Origin of the sequence: Amycolatopsis sp. NPDC023774 (genome assembly GCF_040639695.1) — a bacterium.
Taxonomy (GTDB): domain Bacteria; phylum Actinomycetota; class Actinomycetes; order Mycobacteriales; family Pseudonocardiaceae; genus Amycolatopsis.
Window position 1 is genome coordinate 1 of record NZ_JBFAAJ010000008.1, and the last position, 16433, is coordinate 16433.

Genomic DNA, 16433 nt, shown 5'->3' on the forward strand with positions numbered 1-16433 from the left:
ACCCCGACGCCCTGATCTCCCTCGCGCTCCTCGCCCTCGGCGGCTACCGCCCCGAACTACCCGACCGCACCCACACATAAATCAACAGAGCCCTAAAAAAGGGGGCGCCGCACCGGATTCCGGTGCGGCGCCCCCTTTCCGCGTGGTATGTCAGCGGTGCTGCTGCGGCGGGCCCCCCTGGGGGCCGCCGAACGGGCCCTGCTGGGGGAACGGCCCACTGCCCGGGCCCTGCCCCTGCTGGCCACCGAACTGCTGCGGCGGGCCCTGGTACGGGCCACCCGGCGGCGTGGTCGGGGGCTGCGGCTGCGGGAGCGACGGCGGGTTCTGCTGCTGGACACCCGGCGGCGGCGTGCTGGGCTGCGGCGGCGTGGCCGGAGCCGGAGGTGCGGCCGGCTCTTCTTCCGCTGGGGCGGGTGGAGCCGCGGCTTCCGGTGCCGGGGTCGCTCCGCCGAGGGCGCGGCGCGGCGGCGGGGTGTTGAGCGGGCTCGGCACCTCCTTGCGCGCCACGGCTTCCGCGGCGGCGACGGCCTCGGCGACCTTCGGGTCGGTCGAGGTGTCGAACCAGCCGGCGACCTCGTCGTCGTCGAGATCCGGGCGTTCGGGGGTGTCGTCCTTCGGCGGCTCGTAGCGGAACACGCCGTCGTCGCCGGGGGCCCCGAGCGCGCGGGCGAAGCCTTCGAGGGCCTTGCCGTAGTCGCTCGGGATCATCCAGACCTTGTTCGCGTCGCCCTGAGCCATCTGCGGCAGGGTCTGCAGGTACTGGTACGCGAGCACCTCGGGCGTCGGCCGGCCGGCCTTGATGGCGGCGAAGACCTTCTCGATCGCCTTCGCCTGGCCCTGGGCCTGCAGGTAGCGGGCGGCGCGTTCACCCTGCGCGCGCAGGATGCGGGACTGCCGCTCGGCCTCGGCCGCGAGGATCGCGGCCTGCTTCTGGCCTTCCGCGGAGAGGATCTGGCTCTGCTTCTGGCCTTCCGCCGTCTTGATCGACGACTCCCGCTGGCCTTCGGCGGTGAGGATCATCGCGCGCTTCTCCCGGTCGGCGCGCATCTGCTTCTCCATCGAGTCCTGGATCGAGGGCGGCGGGTCGATCGCCTTGAGCTCCACCCGCGCGACGCGGATACCCCACCTGCCGGTGGCCTCGTCGAGCACGCCGCGCAGCTGGCTGTTGATCGCGTCGCGGGAGGTCAGCGTCTGCTCCAGGCTCATGCCACCGACCACGTTGCGGAGTGTGGTGGTGGTGAGCTGCTCGACACCGATGATGTAGTTGGAGATCTCGTACACCGCGGCGCGCGAGTCGGTGACCTGGAAGTACACGACGGTGTCGATGTTGACCGTCAGGTTGTCCTCGGTGATCACCGGTTGCGGCGGGAACGAGACGACCTGCTCGCGCAGGTCGATCCGGGCGCGGACCTTGTCCAGGAACGGCACCAGGAACGTCAGGCCGGGCGAGGCGACCGTGCGGAACCGGCCGAGTCGCTCGATCACCGCCGACTGGGCCTGCGGCACCACCATGATCGCCTTGGCCACGGTGATGATGACGAACAAGACCAGCAGCGCGACCACGACGATCGCAATTGTCGACAAGAGCGTTTCCCCTTACCTAGTACCGTTTTCCGGAGTTCTCGCGATCACGACACGACGTCCACCACGGCGGTGGCGCCCGAGATCTCGACGACGGTGACGCTGGTACCCGGCGCGATCGGCGGGTGCGACTCGTGCACGGCGCGCGCCGACCAGATCTCTCCCCCGATCTTCACCTGCCCGGCGTCGTAGTCCACTGTGGACACCACGACGGCGCGGGCGCCGATGAGTGCGTCCGTGCCCGTGGCCGTGTGGGAGCCGGCGAGGAAGCGGCGCCTGAGCGCAGGGCGGGCGAGTGCCAGCAGCGCGACGGAGCTGACGGCGAACACGGCGACGTCGATGAAGATGTTGCCGGTGATCGCTTCGGAGCCGGCACCGAGCAGGGCGGCGATGCCGAGCATGATCAACACGAAGTCGCCGGAGATGACTTCCGCGATCATCAGGACGATGCCGATGATCAGCCAGATCAATGCCACTGCCATGTGCTCATGCTCTCAGACCGCGCCGGTTCGCACCGGGCAAGTGACTCGACGTGACCGACGCGTGACCTTGCCCAGAACCGGATATATCGGGCTCACTCCAGGCTCATTCGGCGGGCTCGGTGACGAAGTCGATGAGCCGTTCCACAGCGCCGATGAGCGGCGTCTCGAGGTCACGGAAACTGCTCACGGCCGCCAGGACCCGTTGCCAGCCTTCATAGGTCTCGCCCCAGCCGAGTGCCTCGCAGATGCCGACCTTCCACTCGGTGCCGCGCGGGATCTCCGGCCACGCGCGGATGCCGACGGCGGCAGGTTTCACGGCCTGCCAGATGTCCACGTACGGGTGACCGGTCACGAGCACCTGCTCGTCGCGGACCTGCGCGACCAGCCGTGACTCCTTGCTGCCTTGCACGAGGTGGTCGACCAGCACGCCGAGGCGGCGCCCGGGACCGGTGCCGAACTCGGCGATCTTCCCGGCCAGCACGTCGACGCCGTCGAGCGGCTCCACGACCACGCCTTCCACCCGCAGGTCGTGGCCCCACACGCGTTCGACGAGTTCGGCGTCGTGCTTGCCTTCGACCCAGATCCGGGAGTCCCGCGCGACGCGGGCCTGCAGGCCCTGCACCTTCACCGACCCGGAGGCCGTCACCTGCTTGACAGGGGCGGCGGCCTTGCGGACCGGCACGAGCGTGACGGGCTTGCCCTCCAGCAGGAACGCCGCGGGGCCGAGCGGGAACACGCGGTGGCGGCCCTTGGCGTCCTCGAGGACGACGTTCCCGTACTCGATCTTCACGACCGCGCCGCAGTAGCCGCTGGCGGGGTCTTCGACCACGAGCCCGGGTTCGGCCGGGATCTCGGGGATCTTCCGCTTGCGCGGGCCCGACAGCACGTCGTCGTACGAATGTGAGCGCACGGCCGAGCACGCTAGTGCGGTTCAGGTGCCCACGTCGTGCCGCCACGCCGGTCGGCTCGCGATCCTTGACGCGCTTCGGTGGGCCGAAAATGTCGTACCCCCGTGCGATTCTTCGGGTTCCTGCCGTTCCCAGGGGAGGTCGAGGTCATGGCGGGTGGGGGGTTCTTCGGGCCGCTGACCGGGACGGTCGAGGCACCTGATCAGTGGTTGGTGCTGGTCACGGGGCTGTTCGCGGCCGCGGTGTCGATGGGGACGTTCGCGTTCATGGCGAGCGAGAAGGAGTTGCTGATCGGGCGGGCGAACGTGCTGGGGACGGTGTTCCACGAGGCCGGGCACGCGTTCGCCAGCGTCCTCACCGGCGGCGGGGTGTACCGGATCGCGGTCACCGGCGCCGACAGCGGCGCCACGTGGACGTGGACGCCGTCGCCGTGGTCGCGGGCCTTGACGAGCGTGGCCGGGTACGCGATGCCGTCGCTGGCCGGGCTCGGTGCGGCCGGGTTGCTGCGGCACGGCCACGCGCCCGCCGTCCTCGCGCTCACCACGCTGGTGATGGTGCTCGTGCTGGTGGTCACGCGGGATCTGATCACGTTTGTAGCGGTCGTCGCGCTCGGCATGGTCACCTTCACCGTCTGGCGGACGGCGCCGGGGTGGGTGCAGAACGCCGTCGCGTACGGCGAGGCGTGGCTGCTGCTCACCAGCGAGATCGGCGGGCTGGCCGCGCTCGTGTCCAACCGGGTGCGCCACGGCCTGCGGCACCACACCGACGACGCGGCCGGCCTCGCGGAGCTCACGTCGATCCCGGCGTTCGTGTGGATCGGCGGCTGGTTCGTGGTCATCGGCTGGGCGCTGCAGACGGCGGTGCCGCTCCTGTGGCCGTGACCGGTGGCCGTCACGGGCTGCCACGGGCGGGCGTGGATTCTGTCGACGGGGTGCCGGTGCCGTAGAAGGTTTCCGCGAGGTCCGCGTACCGGCGTGGCGCGAGCTCAGCGACTGTGCCGCGGGCTTCGGCGGGCAGGTTGCCGAGAGCGTCCTGGACGGCGCCGGGGTCGCCTTCGCACATCGTGATCCCGAGCACGACCGGGAGCTCGGCCGCCCCCGGGCGACCATCGTGTCCACTCCGGGGCGGTGATGTGCTGTTCGATCAGCGGCAGAACGTGGTCCTCCTCCACGCCGAGGTGCTCGTACAGCACGGTGATCAGCAGGTCGAGGACGGCCAGCACCGCGTCGCGGTGCGCAGGGTTGGGCGCGGTGCGCCAGGCCGAGATGGCTTCGGTGAGGTCGACGCCGAGGAACGCGATGCGTTCGTGGCGGCGCGCTATTCCGGACACGAGCGGCGCGTCGTCGGCAGGACATCGTTCGAGCAGGTTGGGCCAGATCTCGAGGTCTTCGGCGTGATGGTGTCGGTGCAGGATCGTGCTGACGAGCTCGAGGTGGCGGGCGACGAGCGCGGCGCGCACGGTGGCCCCGTCGGCGACGCCGGCGATCAGCTACGGCATCAGCCCGAACTCGCGGCGCAGCGCGGTGTGCACCATGCGCATCTCGAGGGTCATCGCGCCGGGAGCCTTCGTCGCGGTCATGTCGATCCTTCGGCAGCAGGAGCCGGCGCGTGCTCGCCCGGCATCCGCGACACGGCGCCCGCGGCGGCGGTCGAACCCGGGCCGAACACGGACGAGCGCCACACCGCGTCACCGCAGGAGGGCGAGAACCGCGTCGGTGAAGGGCGTCGGGCCGGTGCGGCGCAGGGGGCCCATCGCGATGAGCGGGGCGAGCGCGACGCACCAGGCGCGGGTGCGGTCGGGGTCGGGCACCTGGGCGAGGCCGTCGTCGAGCGTGCCCCCCTCGGCGAGCGGAAGGAACACCCAGTCGACGCCGTCGAGGGCGGGGTCGCCGACACACGGGCGGGGATCGATCGCGACGATGCCGCGGGCCGGGCCGGCGTCGAGGACGTTGCCGGGGTGCAGGTCGCCGTGGACGAGGGTGACGGGGCCGGTCGTGGCAAGGGTTTCGGCGCGGGTGCGCCCGGCGTGCAGGACGTCCACCGGCAGGTGCGCTTCCGCCGTACTGCCGCGCAGGCGGCGTTCGGCGAGGTCGAACATCGTGTGGACGCGCTCGAGCTGGGTCGGGAACGGGCCGTCCGCAGTGACCGCGTGGAGCTGGCCGAGCAGGTCGCGGACCTGGTCCCAGGGAACGTCGGCGCCGGTCAGGGTCGTGCCGGGCACGAGGCCTTCCAGCAGGACCGCGCCCGCGGCGAGGTCGGTGTCGAGCAGCTGAACGATCCGCGGCAGACCGGCCCACGCCTGCAACGCCGTGGCCTCGGCCCGGGCGATCCCGGGATCGGGGCACAGCTTCAGCACGCGGGGTCCATCAGGGCTGCCACACAGCAGTGTGCGGCCGGTGTTGCCCGGGCGCTCTTCCCGGACCGTGAGGTTCCAGCGCTGCGCGAGGCGTGTGACGAGGTCGGGCAGCGCGTCGCACCACGGTCCGACGCCCGCGCCGAACCGGTCGACGAGCCGGGCGCGGGCCGCGGTGTCCAGCGAGTCGCTCAGAAGAGCGGCCAGGGGATCGCGCGCCAGTCGTCGCCGGGTTCGGGGAAGACGCCTTCGGCGAGCAGGAAGTCGGTGCGCTGCGAGAGCGCGCGGACCTCGAAGGTGGTGATGTGCTCGCCGAGGTCGGCGCCGAGCTTGCCGTCGAGGTCGGACCGCAGCTTGCGCAGCTTCTCCACGGCCTCGTCCCCGAGGCGCTCGCCGATCCAGCCCCACAGCACGGTCCGCAGCTTCGGGTCGGTGTGCAGGCAGATGCCGTGGTCGACCCCGTAGACCCGGCCGTCGGTGCCGGCGAGCAGGTGCCCGCCCTTGCGGTCGGTGTTGTTCACGATCACGTCGAGCACGGCCAGCTCACGCATCCCGGGGTGGTCCGCGTGCACCAGGACCGCCGGGTCGCCGAGGCGGTCGTGGGCGTGCAGCACGGTGCGCCAGCCGTCGGGAACCTCGTCGGGCGCGCAGACGTCGACGACGTCGCCGTCCTCGGAGGTCTCCACCCACAGCTGGACCATGCCGGGCCCGAACGGGCCGTCGCGCAGGACGGTGGGCGGGATGGCGCCGAGGCCGGACGCGTCGGCGATCATCGCGGTCGCGACCTCACGGCCGGCGAGGGTGCCGTCGGGGAAGTCCCACAGCGGCCGCTCCCCCGACACCGGCTTGTACACCACGCGGCCGGTGACACCGTCGAGCTCGATCGCGCAGAACAGGGTGACGTTGGAGGCGTCGACGAGCCGGCCCTCGACGTCGATGCGGCCGTGGGTGACGAACTCGCGCGCGGCCGGGTCCGTCGGTTCCGGCGGGGTGCTGGCCACCGGCGCCCTCAGTCCTCGGCCACGTCGACGTCGCGGCGGTAGCCGTTCTGCCGGGGGCAGATGTGCCCGGTCGCGTCGAGCGGCTCGCCGCACAGCGGGCACGGCTTGCGCCCGGCGTTGACGACGCGGTCGGCACGTTCGGTGAAGGCGCGGGCGGCGACGGGGGTGAGGAACACGCGCACGGCGTCGGGACCCTCTTCGGTGTCGTCGAGGACCACGGTCTCGTCGACCTCGCCCTCGGTGATCGCGAGGAGCTCGATCACGACGGCGCTGGAGTCGGCGTCCCAGCCGAGGCCCATGGTGCCGACGCGGAACTCCTCCTCGACGGGGACCGTGAGGGGGTCCACGTCGAGCTGGTCGTCGGGGACGTCGGTCGGCACGTCGGCGCCGAAGCGGCTGGCGACCTCCTCGAGAAGGGAGCCGAGGCGTTCGGCGAGGACAACGACCTGCTGTTTCTCGATCGTCACGCTGATCGTCCTGACATCTTCCGACGCCTGGAGGTAGAACGTGCGATCGCCGGGCTCGCCGACCGTTCCGGCGACGAACCGGTCGGGCTTGCGGAAGACGTGGATTACGCGAGACATAGCACCCCCGACCCTAGGCCACCCGCGCATGATCGGCATCCGCCGCCCCTGGTTGACCGGGATTTTCGGTGCGGTGCGTGCGGGTGCGGACACGCAGCGGATCGCCGTTAGGCTTTCCGGGTGCCACAGATCTCTGCATACGGAACCTGGACCTCACCCGTTTCGGCGGCGGACGTGGCGGCCACAGGAGGTGGCGCGTTGTGGCCGGCGACCGTGGGTGACGAACTGTGGTGGGCCGAGGCCCGACCGGCCGAAAGCGGCCGCGTGGCGCTCGTGCGCGCGGTGCCGGGAGGCGGGGTCGAGGACGTGGTGCCCGCACCGTGGAACGTCCGCAACCGCGTGCACGAATACGGCGGCCGCCCCTGGGTCGCGATCGGCGACGCCGTGGTTTTCACCCATTGGGCCGATCAGCGGATGTACGCGTCCGTAACGGGTGAGGTGAGGCCGCTGACGCCGGAGCCGGCCGAGCCGCAGGGCGTGCGGTACGGCGATCTCCGGCCCGGCCGCCCCGGCGAGGTGTGGGCGGTGCGCGAACGCAGCACCGGGCCGCGCCGCACGGACATCTCCCGCGAGCTCGTGGCCGTCTCCCTCGCGGACGGCGCCGAGCGGGTGCTGGTGGAGGGGCACCGGTTTTTCACGGCGCCGCAGCTCTCGCCCGACGGCGCGCACGCGGCGTGGCTCGCGTGGGACCACCCGGCGATGCCGTGGGACGGCACGGAGCTGTTCGTCGCGCCCGTGGACGATGACGGGGTGTTCGGCGAGGCCCGGGTGCTGGCCGGTGGCGCCGACGTGGCGGTCTGCCAGCTGGAGTGGGAGGCGCCGGACCGGCTGCTGGCCCTGCTGGACCCGGATGGTTGGTGGAACCTGCACCGCGTCGGGCTCGACGCGTCGGTGGTGAACCTGGCGCCGGTGGAGCAGGAGATCGGCGGCGCGATGTGGAAGCTCGGCGCGAGCTGGTTCGCCCCGCTCGGCGGCGGGCGGCACGCCGTCCTCACGCCGGACGGGCTGGCGGTGCTCGACGAGCACGCCGGTTCAGTGACGCCGGTGGTGCCGGAGCTGAGCGCGTGGTCGGCGTCGGGGCTGGCCGCGGTGCCGGGTGGCGTCGTGGGGATCGCCGGGGGCGCGGACCGCGAGAGCGCCGTGGTGCGCGTGGATCTCGAGGCGGGCACGTGGACGGCGCTGACGCCGCAGTCGGCCGACCTGCCGCCGGCGGAGTACCTGCCGGTGCCGCAGGAGCGCGTGTTCACCGCGGAGGACGGTTCGCGGATCCCGGCGTTCGTGTTCGCGCCGCGGAACCCGGACTTCACCGGCCCCGAGGGTGAGCGGCCGCCGTTCCTGGTCCACGTGCACGGCGGGCCGACCGGGCGCAGCGACGCGGCGCTGGACCTGACGATCGCGTACTTCACCAGCCGCGGCATCGGCGTGGTGGCCGTGAACTACGGCGGCTCCACCGGTTACGGGCGTGCGTTCCGGGAGCGGCTGCGCGAGCAGTGGGGTGTCGTCGACGTCGGCGACTGCGTGGCGGTGGCCGAGGCGCTCGTGGCCGAGGGCGCCGCCGACGGTGCGCGGTTGGGGATCCGGGGCGGCAGCGCCGGCGGGTTCACGTCGGCGGCGTCGATCACGATGACGCGCACGTACGCGGCGGCGACGGTGAAGTTTCCGATCCTGGACCTCGCCACCTGGACGGGCGCGGGCGGCGAGACGCACGACTTCGAGTCGCAGTACCTGGTGGGACTGGTCGGGCCGTACCCGGAGACCGAGGAGCGTTACCGGGAGCGGTCGCCGATCACGCACGCGGGTTCGCTGGCGGGGCCGGTGCTGTTCCTGCAGGGGCTGGAGGACCAGATCTGCCCGCCGGAGCAGGCGGACCGGTTCGTCGCCGGGCTGGCCGGCAGCGGCGTCGATCACGCCTACCTGCGGTTCCCGGGTGAGCAGCACGGGTTCCGGCGGGCTGAGACGATCGTCACGGCGTTGGAGGCCGAGCTGTCGTTCTACGGCCAGGTGTTCGGGTTCGCGACGCCGGACGTGGCGAGGCTGGAGCTGTCCCGATGAGACCACCGCGGCTGGCGCCCGGGGACACGGTTGCGCTGGTGGCTCCGTCCGGTCCCGTGGCGCCGGACCTGCTCGACGCGGCGCTGCCGGTGCTGCGCGGCTGGGGCGTGAAGGTGCGGGTCGGCGAGGCGGTGCACGGCTCGACGTCGGGCTACCTGTCGGCGCCGGACGAGGTGCGGGCGGCGGAGTTCACGGCCGCGTGGCTCGACCCCGAGGTCTCGTGTGTGCTCGCGGCCCGCGGCGGGTACGGCGCGCAGCGGATGCTGGACCTGATCGACTGGGCGGCGCTGCGGAAGGCCGGCCCGAAAGTGCTGGCGGGATCGTCCGACGTGACGGCGCTGCACCGCGCCGTGGCCACGCACCTGGACCTGGACACGTTGTTCTCGCCGATGCCCGCTTCGGTCTTGTTCGACGAGACCGCGGCCGAGCACCTGCGGCGGACCCTTTTCGAACCGGAACGCACCCGCGTGCTGCACGCGCCGGGCGCCGACGTGCTCGTGCCGGGGCGCGCTTCGGGCGTGCTGGTGGGCGGCAACCTGTCGCTGCTCGCGGCCGGGCTCGGCACGGCGGAGCAGGGGTCGGCCGCGGACGGGATCGTGCTGCTGGAGGACGTGACCGAGAGCGTGTACCGGATCGACCGGATGCTGACGCAGCTGCTGCGCTCGGGCTGGTTCACCGGGGCGCGGGGCGTGGTGCTGGGTTCGTGGGCCGCATGCGGCGACCCGGCCGAGATCCGGTCGCTGGTGCTGGACCGGCTGGCGCCCTGGGGGATCCCCGTGCTGGGCGACTTCGGGTTCGGCCACGTGGCGTCGTCGCCGACGCTGCCACTGGGCGCGCGGGCTTCGCTGGACACGGAGCTGGGCACGGTGACCCTCGACTCCCCCGCGCTGGCCTGACCATGCGGCTTTCCGGTCTTGAGGCTCGCGCCAGGTTCGCCGCTGCTCGGGTGGCCCGCCTGGCCACTGCCTCGGCCGCAGGCGTGCCGCACCTGGTGCCGGTGACCTTCGCGGTGTCCGGCGATGAGGTCGCCTTCGCCGTCGATCACAAACCCAAGTCGACCACCGCGTTGCGGCGCCTGGCGAACATCGCGGAGAACCCGGCGGTGTCCTTTCTCGTCGACGCCTACTCCGACGACTGGTCCCAGCTGTGGTGGGCCCGCGCGGACGGCGTCGCCCGGGTCGTCGACGACGCTTGGCGGGCGGAGCCGGTGTCGTGGCTGGTGGCGAAGTACCCGCAGTACGCCGAGCATCCGCCGGAGCACGCCGTGGTTCTCACGACCGTCCGTTCGTGGCACGGTTGGTCCTTCTCATAACGGTGTGACGACGGGCCCCGTCGACCACGAGCCGGAAGTCGCACGGTCCCGAAGCCGGCGGATCTGTCGCCGTTCCTGCCCTTCCGCGTCGGCCTCCACGAAGGACCGGTAACGATCGCCCGATGATCGGCGATCTTGGTGCGTGCACAGACCGATTTTGTGGAAAACAGCGGTGGTGTCCGGTCTCGTGGTGATTGTCGCGGGGTGCTCGTCCGGTGCGGCGACGACGCCGGTCAGCGAGGCGCCGAAGCCGCCGCCCGTGTCGAGTAGCGCGCCGCCTTCGTCGGCGCTGCCGAAGCTGCCGGAGCGGTTGTTGCCGACCGGCGACGAGGTGGCGAAGGTGGGCTTGGACGACTCGCAGGAGCCGATCGAGTACGTGGTCGGCTCGACAACACCGCTGCGGCTGGTGAACGTGTGTGGTGCTGCGCAGCCGTGGGATGGCAAGGCGAAGCAGGGTGCTCAGGCCATTGCGACCGGTACTGCGGGCCAGCTCAAGCAGCTGATGGCCGAGTACGACGGCGTCACCGGGACCGAGGTGGTCGACGGCGTGAAGAACGCGCTGTCGTGCCGCAAGGTGACGATCGACGACGAGGAGTTCACCAAGCTCGGTGAGTTCACGGTGCCGAAGGTCGCCGACGATCAGTACGGGTTCTGCGTGTCGCTGGAGGGCACCGGAAGTTTCGTGCAGTGCGTGTTGCTGCTCGCCCAGGGCGACCGGGCCGAGGCGTTGACGATTTCGAACCGGGATTCGTCCGATGCCAAGGCGCAGCAGGCGGCGTTGAAGAAGATCGCTCCGGTGTTCGCCGAGGCGCTCGCGCGGCCCTAGTCCTGGGAAGCGGAGGAAGCCGCAGGGGTGGGAGGCGCTGCGGGGAGGAACTTGTCTTCCCGCGGTCGCCGCCACGCCGAGATGAGGCCGAGGGGGTCCGGGCGCAGCAGCGAAGCGGCCGCGTAGAGGCTCACCACCACGACGATGGCGATGAACCACCAGTCGTAGAGGGCCTGTTCACCGGTCGGGTAGTACACCAGGGTCACGAAGACCGACACCGCCACGACCGCGGACAGGTTGCGGCGTTCCCAGGGGAACGCGGAGATGAGCACGAAGCCCCACGTGAGGTACCACGGCAGGGTCGGCGGCATGAGGATGGCGACGGCCAGCAGGGTGATCGCGGCGCGGTAGACGGCCTTGGCGCCGCCTTCGCGGGCGAGCCACCACTGGCGGATGCCGAAGGCCACGAGGCCGAGCATGGCGATCGCACGGGCGACGGTGACAAACGGCGAGGGCTGGACGTTGGCGACGAGGTGCACGAGGTTGTACACGGCTTCGCCGATGCCGGTCGGGAAGTTGAGCCAGTTGGCGATGAGCTGGGGCGCCGCGAGGCCCGACCACCAGCCGAGGTTGAGCGAGCCGAGCGAGAGCCACGTGCCGGCGACGAACACGGGCAGGAAGAGCCCGACGGACGCGGCGCCGGCCTTGAAGAAGTTCTTGACCTTCGACTCGCCGGTCAGGTTCGCGGCCCACATCCACACGAGGAAGGGCAGCGCGACGGCGGCGGTCGGTTTGATCAGCATGCCGATGGTGACGAGCACGACGGCGACGACGTATTTGCGCTCGAGCGCGGCGAGGACGCCGGTGGTGAGGAAGCCGAGCATCATGAGGTCGTTGTGCGGGCCGCCGAAGAGGTGGATGACCATCATCGGGCTGGCGACCGCGAGCCACAGCGCCACGGGGAGCTTGCCGCCGAGGTGCTTCACGAGCCGCGGCAGCGCCCACAGGGTCATGCCGAGGCCGACGAGCAGCACGACGCGGGTGAGGATCACGCCGGCGATCATGTTGTCCTGCGTAACGGACACGATGCCTTTGGAGATCAGCAGGAACAGCGGCCCGTACGGGGCGGGCGTGGTCTGCCACAGCGGGTGGACGTTCTGCACCACGTTGGGGAGCACGTCGAGCTCGGCGGGGCCGTTGGCGTACGGGTCGAGCCCGTAGAGCAGCTGCGCGCCCTGGCCGAGGTAGGAGAAGACGTCGCGGGTGAACAGCGGCGGCGACACGAGCAGGGGCGCCATCCAGCACAGGGCGGCGACGAGGATCGGCTTGCTGCCGATGCGGCCGGCGAGCACGTAGCGGCCGAGGCGGACCCAGGCCCAGACGACGAGCGCGAAGCCGAGGTAGAGCAGTCCGTTGGCGAGTGCGCGGCCGTGGCCGTAGCGGATCCACGAGAGCGGTCCGTGGCCGAGGACGGGGTCGCGGATCAGGATCCCGCCGGCGCCGAGCGCGGCGAGCATGAGCAGCGTGGTCCCGATGGTGCCCATCGCGATCGTGCGGTACGGGAACCGCGAGGGCGTGAGGAATCGCGCGTCCGGGGCGCTGATCGCGGACGGCTGCGCGGAGTCGGTGGTGGTCGCCATTTCGATCCAGGAGATTACCGGGTGAATCTTCGCCTCACCGCACGGGCTCCCGCTCCGATGCCGTTTCGCGCACCTGTTCGGGCGGCCGGCGTGCGGTCCGGGTGAATCTTCCGCCCGTGGGTGGTAGACGGTGGTTTTGCCGACGCGGTCCGGAACGTTCAGCTGCCGGTGGTCGCACGCTGGGCCGTGCCGCCGGGCAGGGCGGCGAGCAGGGAGCGCGTGTACTCGTGCTGCGGGTCGAGCAGGACCTGTTCGACGGTGCCGGTTTCGACGAGCTCGCCCCGGTACATCACGGCGACGCGGTCGGCGATGTTCCAGGCCAGGCCCAGGTCATGGGTGATCACGAGCCCGGCGAGGCCCAGCTCGCGCCGCAGCCGCAGCAGCAGGGCGAGGATCTCGCCGCGCACGGAGGCGTCGAGCGAGGCGACGGGTTCGTCGGCCACGAGCACGGCGGGTTCGAGCGCCAGCGCTCCGGCGATGACCACGCGCTGGCGCTGGCCGCCGGAGAGCTCGTGGGGCAGGCGGTCGAGGAACCTCTCCGGGGGCCGCAGCTCGGCCGCCTCCAAGGCGTTGAGCACGGTGTCGCGTTCGGCCGGCAGGCCGTGGATGCGCGGGCCTTCCGCGACGGCTTCGTAGACGGTGTGGGCGGGGTTGAGCGCGCTGGTGGGGTCTTGCAGCACGAGCTGGACTTTGCGCCGGTACGCGCGCAGCGCGGCGCCGCCGGCGGGGATGGGTTTGCCGTCGTGGCGGATCGCGCCGGAGTCGGCTTTCTGCAGGCCGAGCAGCGTGCGGGCGAGCGTGGTCTTGCCGGAGCCCGACTGGCCGACCAGGGCCACGATCTCGTCGCGGCGCACGGCGAGGTCGACACCGTTGACGGCGTGGATGCGCTTGCCGGCGCGGTCGCGGAAGCTCACGTGGAGGTTCTCGGCTTCGAGCAGCGGGGTGTCGCCGGGGCCGGCGCGGTGGTCGGGTTCGGGCGGCAGCGGGGTGCTGGTGGCGGGGGCAAAGCGGGACGCGGGGTCGCCGACGGTGGGGAACGCGGCGGCGAGCGCGCGGCTGTGTTCGTGGTGGGGGTCGGCCATGAGCTCGGCGCTGCCGCGTTCCTCGACGACCTGGCCGTCGTACATCACGGCGATGCGATCGCAGGTGGCGGCGAGCACGGACAGGTCATGGCTGATCATGACGAGCCCGATGTCCTGTTCGGCCACGAGCTTCGACAGCAGGGCCAGCACCTGGGCCTGCACGATCACGTCGAGCGCGGTGGTCGGCTCGTCGGCGATCACCAGGCGCGGTGAGCAGGCCAGTGCCATCGCGATCATCACGCGCTGTTTCTGCCCGCCGGACAGCTCGTGCGGGTAGGCGCCGGCGCGTGAGCGTGGCAGGTCGACCTGGTCGAGCAGCTCGGCGACACGGGCCTGCACCTGGGTCTCGCTCAGGGCGCCGGTCTCGGGCGGGTGCAGGCGCAGGGGTTCGGCGATCTGCTCGCCGATGCGGCGCACGGGGTTCAGCGCGTGCATGGCGCCCTGGAACACCACCGAGGCCTCGGCCCAGCGCACGGCGCGCAGGCGGCCCCAGCGCATGGTGGCGACGTCTTCGCCGTCGAGCAGGATCTCGCCGGTCACCGAAGCACTGCGCGGCAGCAGGCGCAGCACGCTCATGGCGACGGTGGACTTGCCCGAGCCGGACTCCCCCGCCACACCGAGCGTGCCGCCGGCTTCCAGGCGCAGGTCGACGCCCCGGACGGCGGCGACCTCGCCGCCGCCGGTGCGGTAGGTGACGCCGAGGTTCTTGAGTTCGAGCAGGGCGGTCACGAGTGTTGTCCTTTGAGCCTCGGGTTCAGCACCGTTTCCAGCCCGCGGCCGACCAGGGTGAAGAACAGCACGACGAGCACGATCGCGATGCCCGGCGGGAGCAGGTTCCACCACGCGCCGCGGCTGACGGCGCCGTTGTTGAGCGCGGTCTCGAGCATGGCGCCCCAGGAGATGGAGCTCGGGTCGCCGACGCCGAGGAACGACAGGGTCGCGTCGGCGATGATCGAGTTGCCGACCACGAGGGTGGTGTTGGCGAGCACGAGCGGCGCGACACCGGGCAGGACGTGTTTGCCGACCACGTGCAGGTGGCCGCCGCCGAGTGCGCGGGAGCGTTCGATGTAGGGGCGGCTTTCGATGGTGAGCGTCTGGGCCCGCACGAGCCGGGCCGTGCTGGGCCAGGCGGTGACGCCGATGGCGAGCACGATCGTCCAGATCCCTTGCGGCAGCACGGCGGACAGTGCGATGGCCAGCACGAGGGACGGCAGGACGAGGAAGAAGTCGGTGAAGCGCAACAGGATCGTGGAGATCCAGCCGCCGAAGTGCGCGGCGGCGATGCCGATGACGGTGCCGATGAGGACGCTCAGCACGGTGGCGGCGAACCCGACGAGCAGGGAGATCCGGGTGCCCCACAGCGTCAGCAGGAGCACGGAGCGGCCGTCGATGTCGGTGCCCAGCCAGAACTGCCCGTCGGGTGGGCTCAGCGGGTGGCCGGTGGCTTTGGTGACGTCGAGGCCGTCGGAGTCGCTGATCACCGGCAGCAGCAGGGCGAGCAGGACGGTGAGCACGAGCAGCACGAACCCGGTGAGCGCGGCCTTCTGGGCGGCGAACTCGTGCCAGGTACGGGCGATGCCGGCACGGCGGCGGCGCCACGCGATGGCGCGCGGGGTCTCGGACGCGGCGGCGGCGGGGGCGGTCATGCGGTGCGCACCCTCGGGTCGAGCACGCGGTAGAGCAGTTCCGCGAGCAGGTTCATCAGGACGACGGCGCTGGCGAGCACGACGAAAACTCCTTGCAGCACCGGCAGGTCCGGGCCGTGCAGCGCGTCGTAGGTGAGCTGGCCGAGGCCGGGCCAGCTGAACACGGCCTCGACGGTGACCGCGCCGGAGACGACCATGCCGAACTGCATGAACACCAGGGTCACGGTGGGCAGCAGCGCATTGGGCACGGCGTGGCGGCGGCGGACGAGGTCGTCGCGCAGGCCTTTGGCGCGGGCGGTGGTGAGGTAGTCGGCGTTCATCTCCCCCAGCAGCGACGAGCGCATCACCAGCATGTACTGGGCGTAGAACACCGCGAGCAGCGTCACGCACGGCAGGACGAGGTGGTGGAGCACGTCGAGGCCCTGCGCGAAGAACCCGGGGCCGGCGTCGGGTGAGTGCATGCCGCGGCTGGGGAACAGGCCCCCGGTGACGACGAGCAGTAGCAGGCCGAGCCAGAACTGCGGCACCGACCACAGGGTCAAGGCGATGCCGGTCTGGGCGCGGTCGAAGAAACTGTCGCGCTTCCAGGCGGCGCGGATGCCGAGCCACAGGCCGAGCGCGACGGCGAGCACAGTCGCGCTGCCCACGAGCAACACGGTCGGCCACAGCCGTTCGCCGATCATGTCGAGCACGGGCCGGCGTTCGATGTAGGAGGTGCCGAAGTCGCCGCGGAACAGGCCGGTGAAGTAGTCCCAGAACTGCGTGAGCAGGGGCTTGTCGATGCCGAGGCGGTCGCGCAGCTCGGCGATCTGGGCGGGGTCGGTGGGCCGTTCGCGGACCATGAACGCCACGGGGTCGCCGGGCAGGAGCCGGAACAGCAGGAACCCCAGGACGATCACCAGGAGGATGCTGGCGAGGGCTTCGGCGATCTTGGTGCCGACGAACCGGGCGGTGCCGGTCCCGCCGCGGTTCTCGTCGGGGTCGACGAGAACCGCGGCCTGGTCGGAGGTGAGTGACTGCGTCAAG

At 71.6% G+C, this 16433-nt stretch carries 16 protein-coding genes; 5 read left to right on the forward strand and 11 right to left on the reverse strand.

The window, feature by feature from the left end:
• Positions 1-150: 150 nt before the first annotated feature.
• From AB0F91_RS19010 to AB0F91_RS19020, 3 genes are all read right to left on the reverse strand, one after another.
• On the reverse strand, positions 151-1575 hold the full coding sequence (locus AB0F91_RS19010) for an SPFH domain-containing protein (protein ID WP_360599209.1): 1425 nt from the start codon (positions 1573-1575) through the stop codon (positions 151-153).
• Positions 1576-1628: 53 nt separating this feature from the next.
• Positions 1629-2063 carry an NfeD family protein gene (locus AB0F91_RS19015; RefSeq protein ID WP_360598852.1) on the reverse strand — a complete coding sequence of 145 codons (435 nt, stop codon included), beginning with the start codon at positions 2061-2063 and terminating at the stop codon, positions 1629-1631.
• 103 nt (positions 2064-2166) lie between these two features.
• Entirely contained in the window at positions 2167-2973 is an 807-nt protein-coding gene (locus AB0F91_RS19020; protein WP_360598853.1) for a DUF3097 domain-containing protein, read from the reverse strand.
• 102 nt (positions 2974-3075) lie between these two features.
• On the opposite strand from AB0F91_RS19020, the gene AB0F91_RS19025 reads away from it, so the two are divergent.
• A complete protein-coding gene (locus AB0F91_RS19025; RefSeq protein ID WP_360598854.1) occupies positions 3076-3852 on the forward strand; it encodes a M50 family metallopeptidase in 777 nt (258 codons plus the stop codon).
• Positions 3853-3956: 104 nt separating this feature from the next.
• On the opposite strand, the gene AB0F91_RS19030 is transcribed toward AB0F91_RS19025, so the two are convergent.
• The 4 genes from AB0F91_RS19030 to AB0F91_RS19045 all read right to left on the reverse strand — a co-directional run bounded on the left by AB0F91_RS19030 (position 3957) and on the right by AB0F91_RS19045 (position 6909).
• On the reverse strand, positions 3957-4430 hold the full coding sequence (locus tag AB0F91_RS19030; RefSeq protein WP_360598855.1) for a hemerythrin domain-containing protein: 474 nt from the start codon (positions 4428-4430) through the stop codon (positions 3957-3959).
• 228 nt (positions 4431-4658) lie between these two features.
• Positions 4659-5531 (reverse strand): aminoglycoside phosphotransferase family protein, encoded by an 873-nt coding sequence (locus AB0F91_RS19035; RefSeq protein ID WP_360599211.1) that lies wholly within the window; start codon positions 5529-5531, stop codon positions 4659-4661.
• Positions 5516-6325: an SCO1664 family protein gene (locus tag AB0F91_RS19040; protein ID WP_360598856.1), complete on the reverse strand. Its 810-nt coding sequence runs from the start codon at positions 6323-6325 to the stop codon at positions 5516-5518. The genes AB0F91_RS19035 and AB0F91_RS19040 overlap by 16 nt, the downstream gene beginning before the upstream one ends.
• Before the next feature lie 8 nt (positions 6326-6333).
• Positions 6334-6909, reverse strand: coding sequence for a DUF3090 domain-containing protein (locus AB0F91_RS19045; RefSeq protein WP_360598857.1), 576 nt, complete (start codon positions 6907-6909; stop codon positions 6334-6336).
• Positions 6910-7029: 120 nt separating this feature from the next.
• On the opposite strand from AB0F91_RS19045, the gene AB0F91_RS19050 reads away from it, so the two are divergent.
• From AB0F91_RS19050 to AB0F91_RS19065, 4 genes are all read left to right on the forward strand, one after another.
• Positions 7030-8961 (forward strand): prolyl oligopeptidase family serine peptidase, encoded by a 1932-nt coding sequence (locus AB0F91_RS19050; protein WP_360598858.1) that lies wholly within the window; start codon positions 7030-7032, stop codon positions 8959-8961.
• The gene (locus AB0F91_RS19055; protein ID WP_360598859.1) at positions 8958-9857 is read left to right on the forward strand and encodes an LD-carboxypeptidase; all 900 of its coding nucleotides are present in this window, start codon (positions 8958-8960) and stop codon (positions 9855-9857) included. Before AB0F91_RS19050 ends, AB0F91_RS19055 begins: the two co-directional genes overlap by 4 nt.
• 2 nt (positions 9858-9859) lie before the next feature.
• Positions 9860-10273: a TIGR03668 family PPOX class F420-dependent oxidoreductase gene (locus AB0F91_RS19060; RefSeq protein WP_360598860.1), complete on the forward strand. Its 414-nt coding sequence runs from the start codon at positions 9860-9862 to the stop codon at positions 10271-10273.
• 175 nt (positions 10274-10448) lie between these two features.
• Positions 10449-11099, forward strand: a complete 651-nt coding sequence (locus tag AB0F91_RS19065; protein ID WP_360598861.1) for a hypothetical protein — start codon at positions 10449-10451, stop codon at positions 11097-11099.
• Here AB0F91_RS19065 and mptB read toward each other — a convergent pair.
• The 4 genes from mptB to AB0F91_RS19085 form a co-directional block, all read right to left on the reverse strand.
• A complete protein-coding gene (gene mptB, locus AB0F91_RS19070; RefSeq protein ID WP_360598862.1) occupies positions 11096-12679 on the reverse strand; it encodes a polyprenol phosphomannose-dependent alpha 1,6 mannosyltransferase MptB in 1584 nt (527 codons plus the stop codon). The genes AB0F91_RS19065 and mptB overlap by 4 nt on opposite strands.
• A 158-nt stretch (positions 12680-12837) precedes the next feature.
• Entirely contained in the window at positions 12838-14490 is a 1653-nt protein-coding gene (locus AB0F91_RS19075) for an ABC transporter ATP-binding protein (RefSeq protein WP_360598863.1), read from the reverse strand.
• Positions 14487-15407, reverse strand: a complete 921-nt coding sequence (locus AB0F91_RS19080) for an ABC transporter permease (RefSeq protein WP_360598864.1) — start codon at positions 15405-15407, stop codon at positions 14487-14489. The genes AB0F91_RS19075 and AB0F91_RS19080 overlap by 4 nt, the downstream gene beginning before the upstream one ends.
• On the reverse strand, positions 15404-16432 hold the full coding sequence (locus AB0F91_RS19085; RefSeq protein WP_360598865.1) for an ABC transporter permease: 1029 nt from the start codon (positions 16430-16432) through the stop codon (positions 15404-15406). Before AB0F91_RS19085 ends, AB0F91_RS19080 begins: the two co-directional genes overlap by 4 nt.
• Position 16433 lies beyond the last annotated feature (1 nt).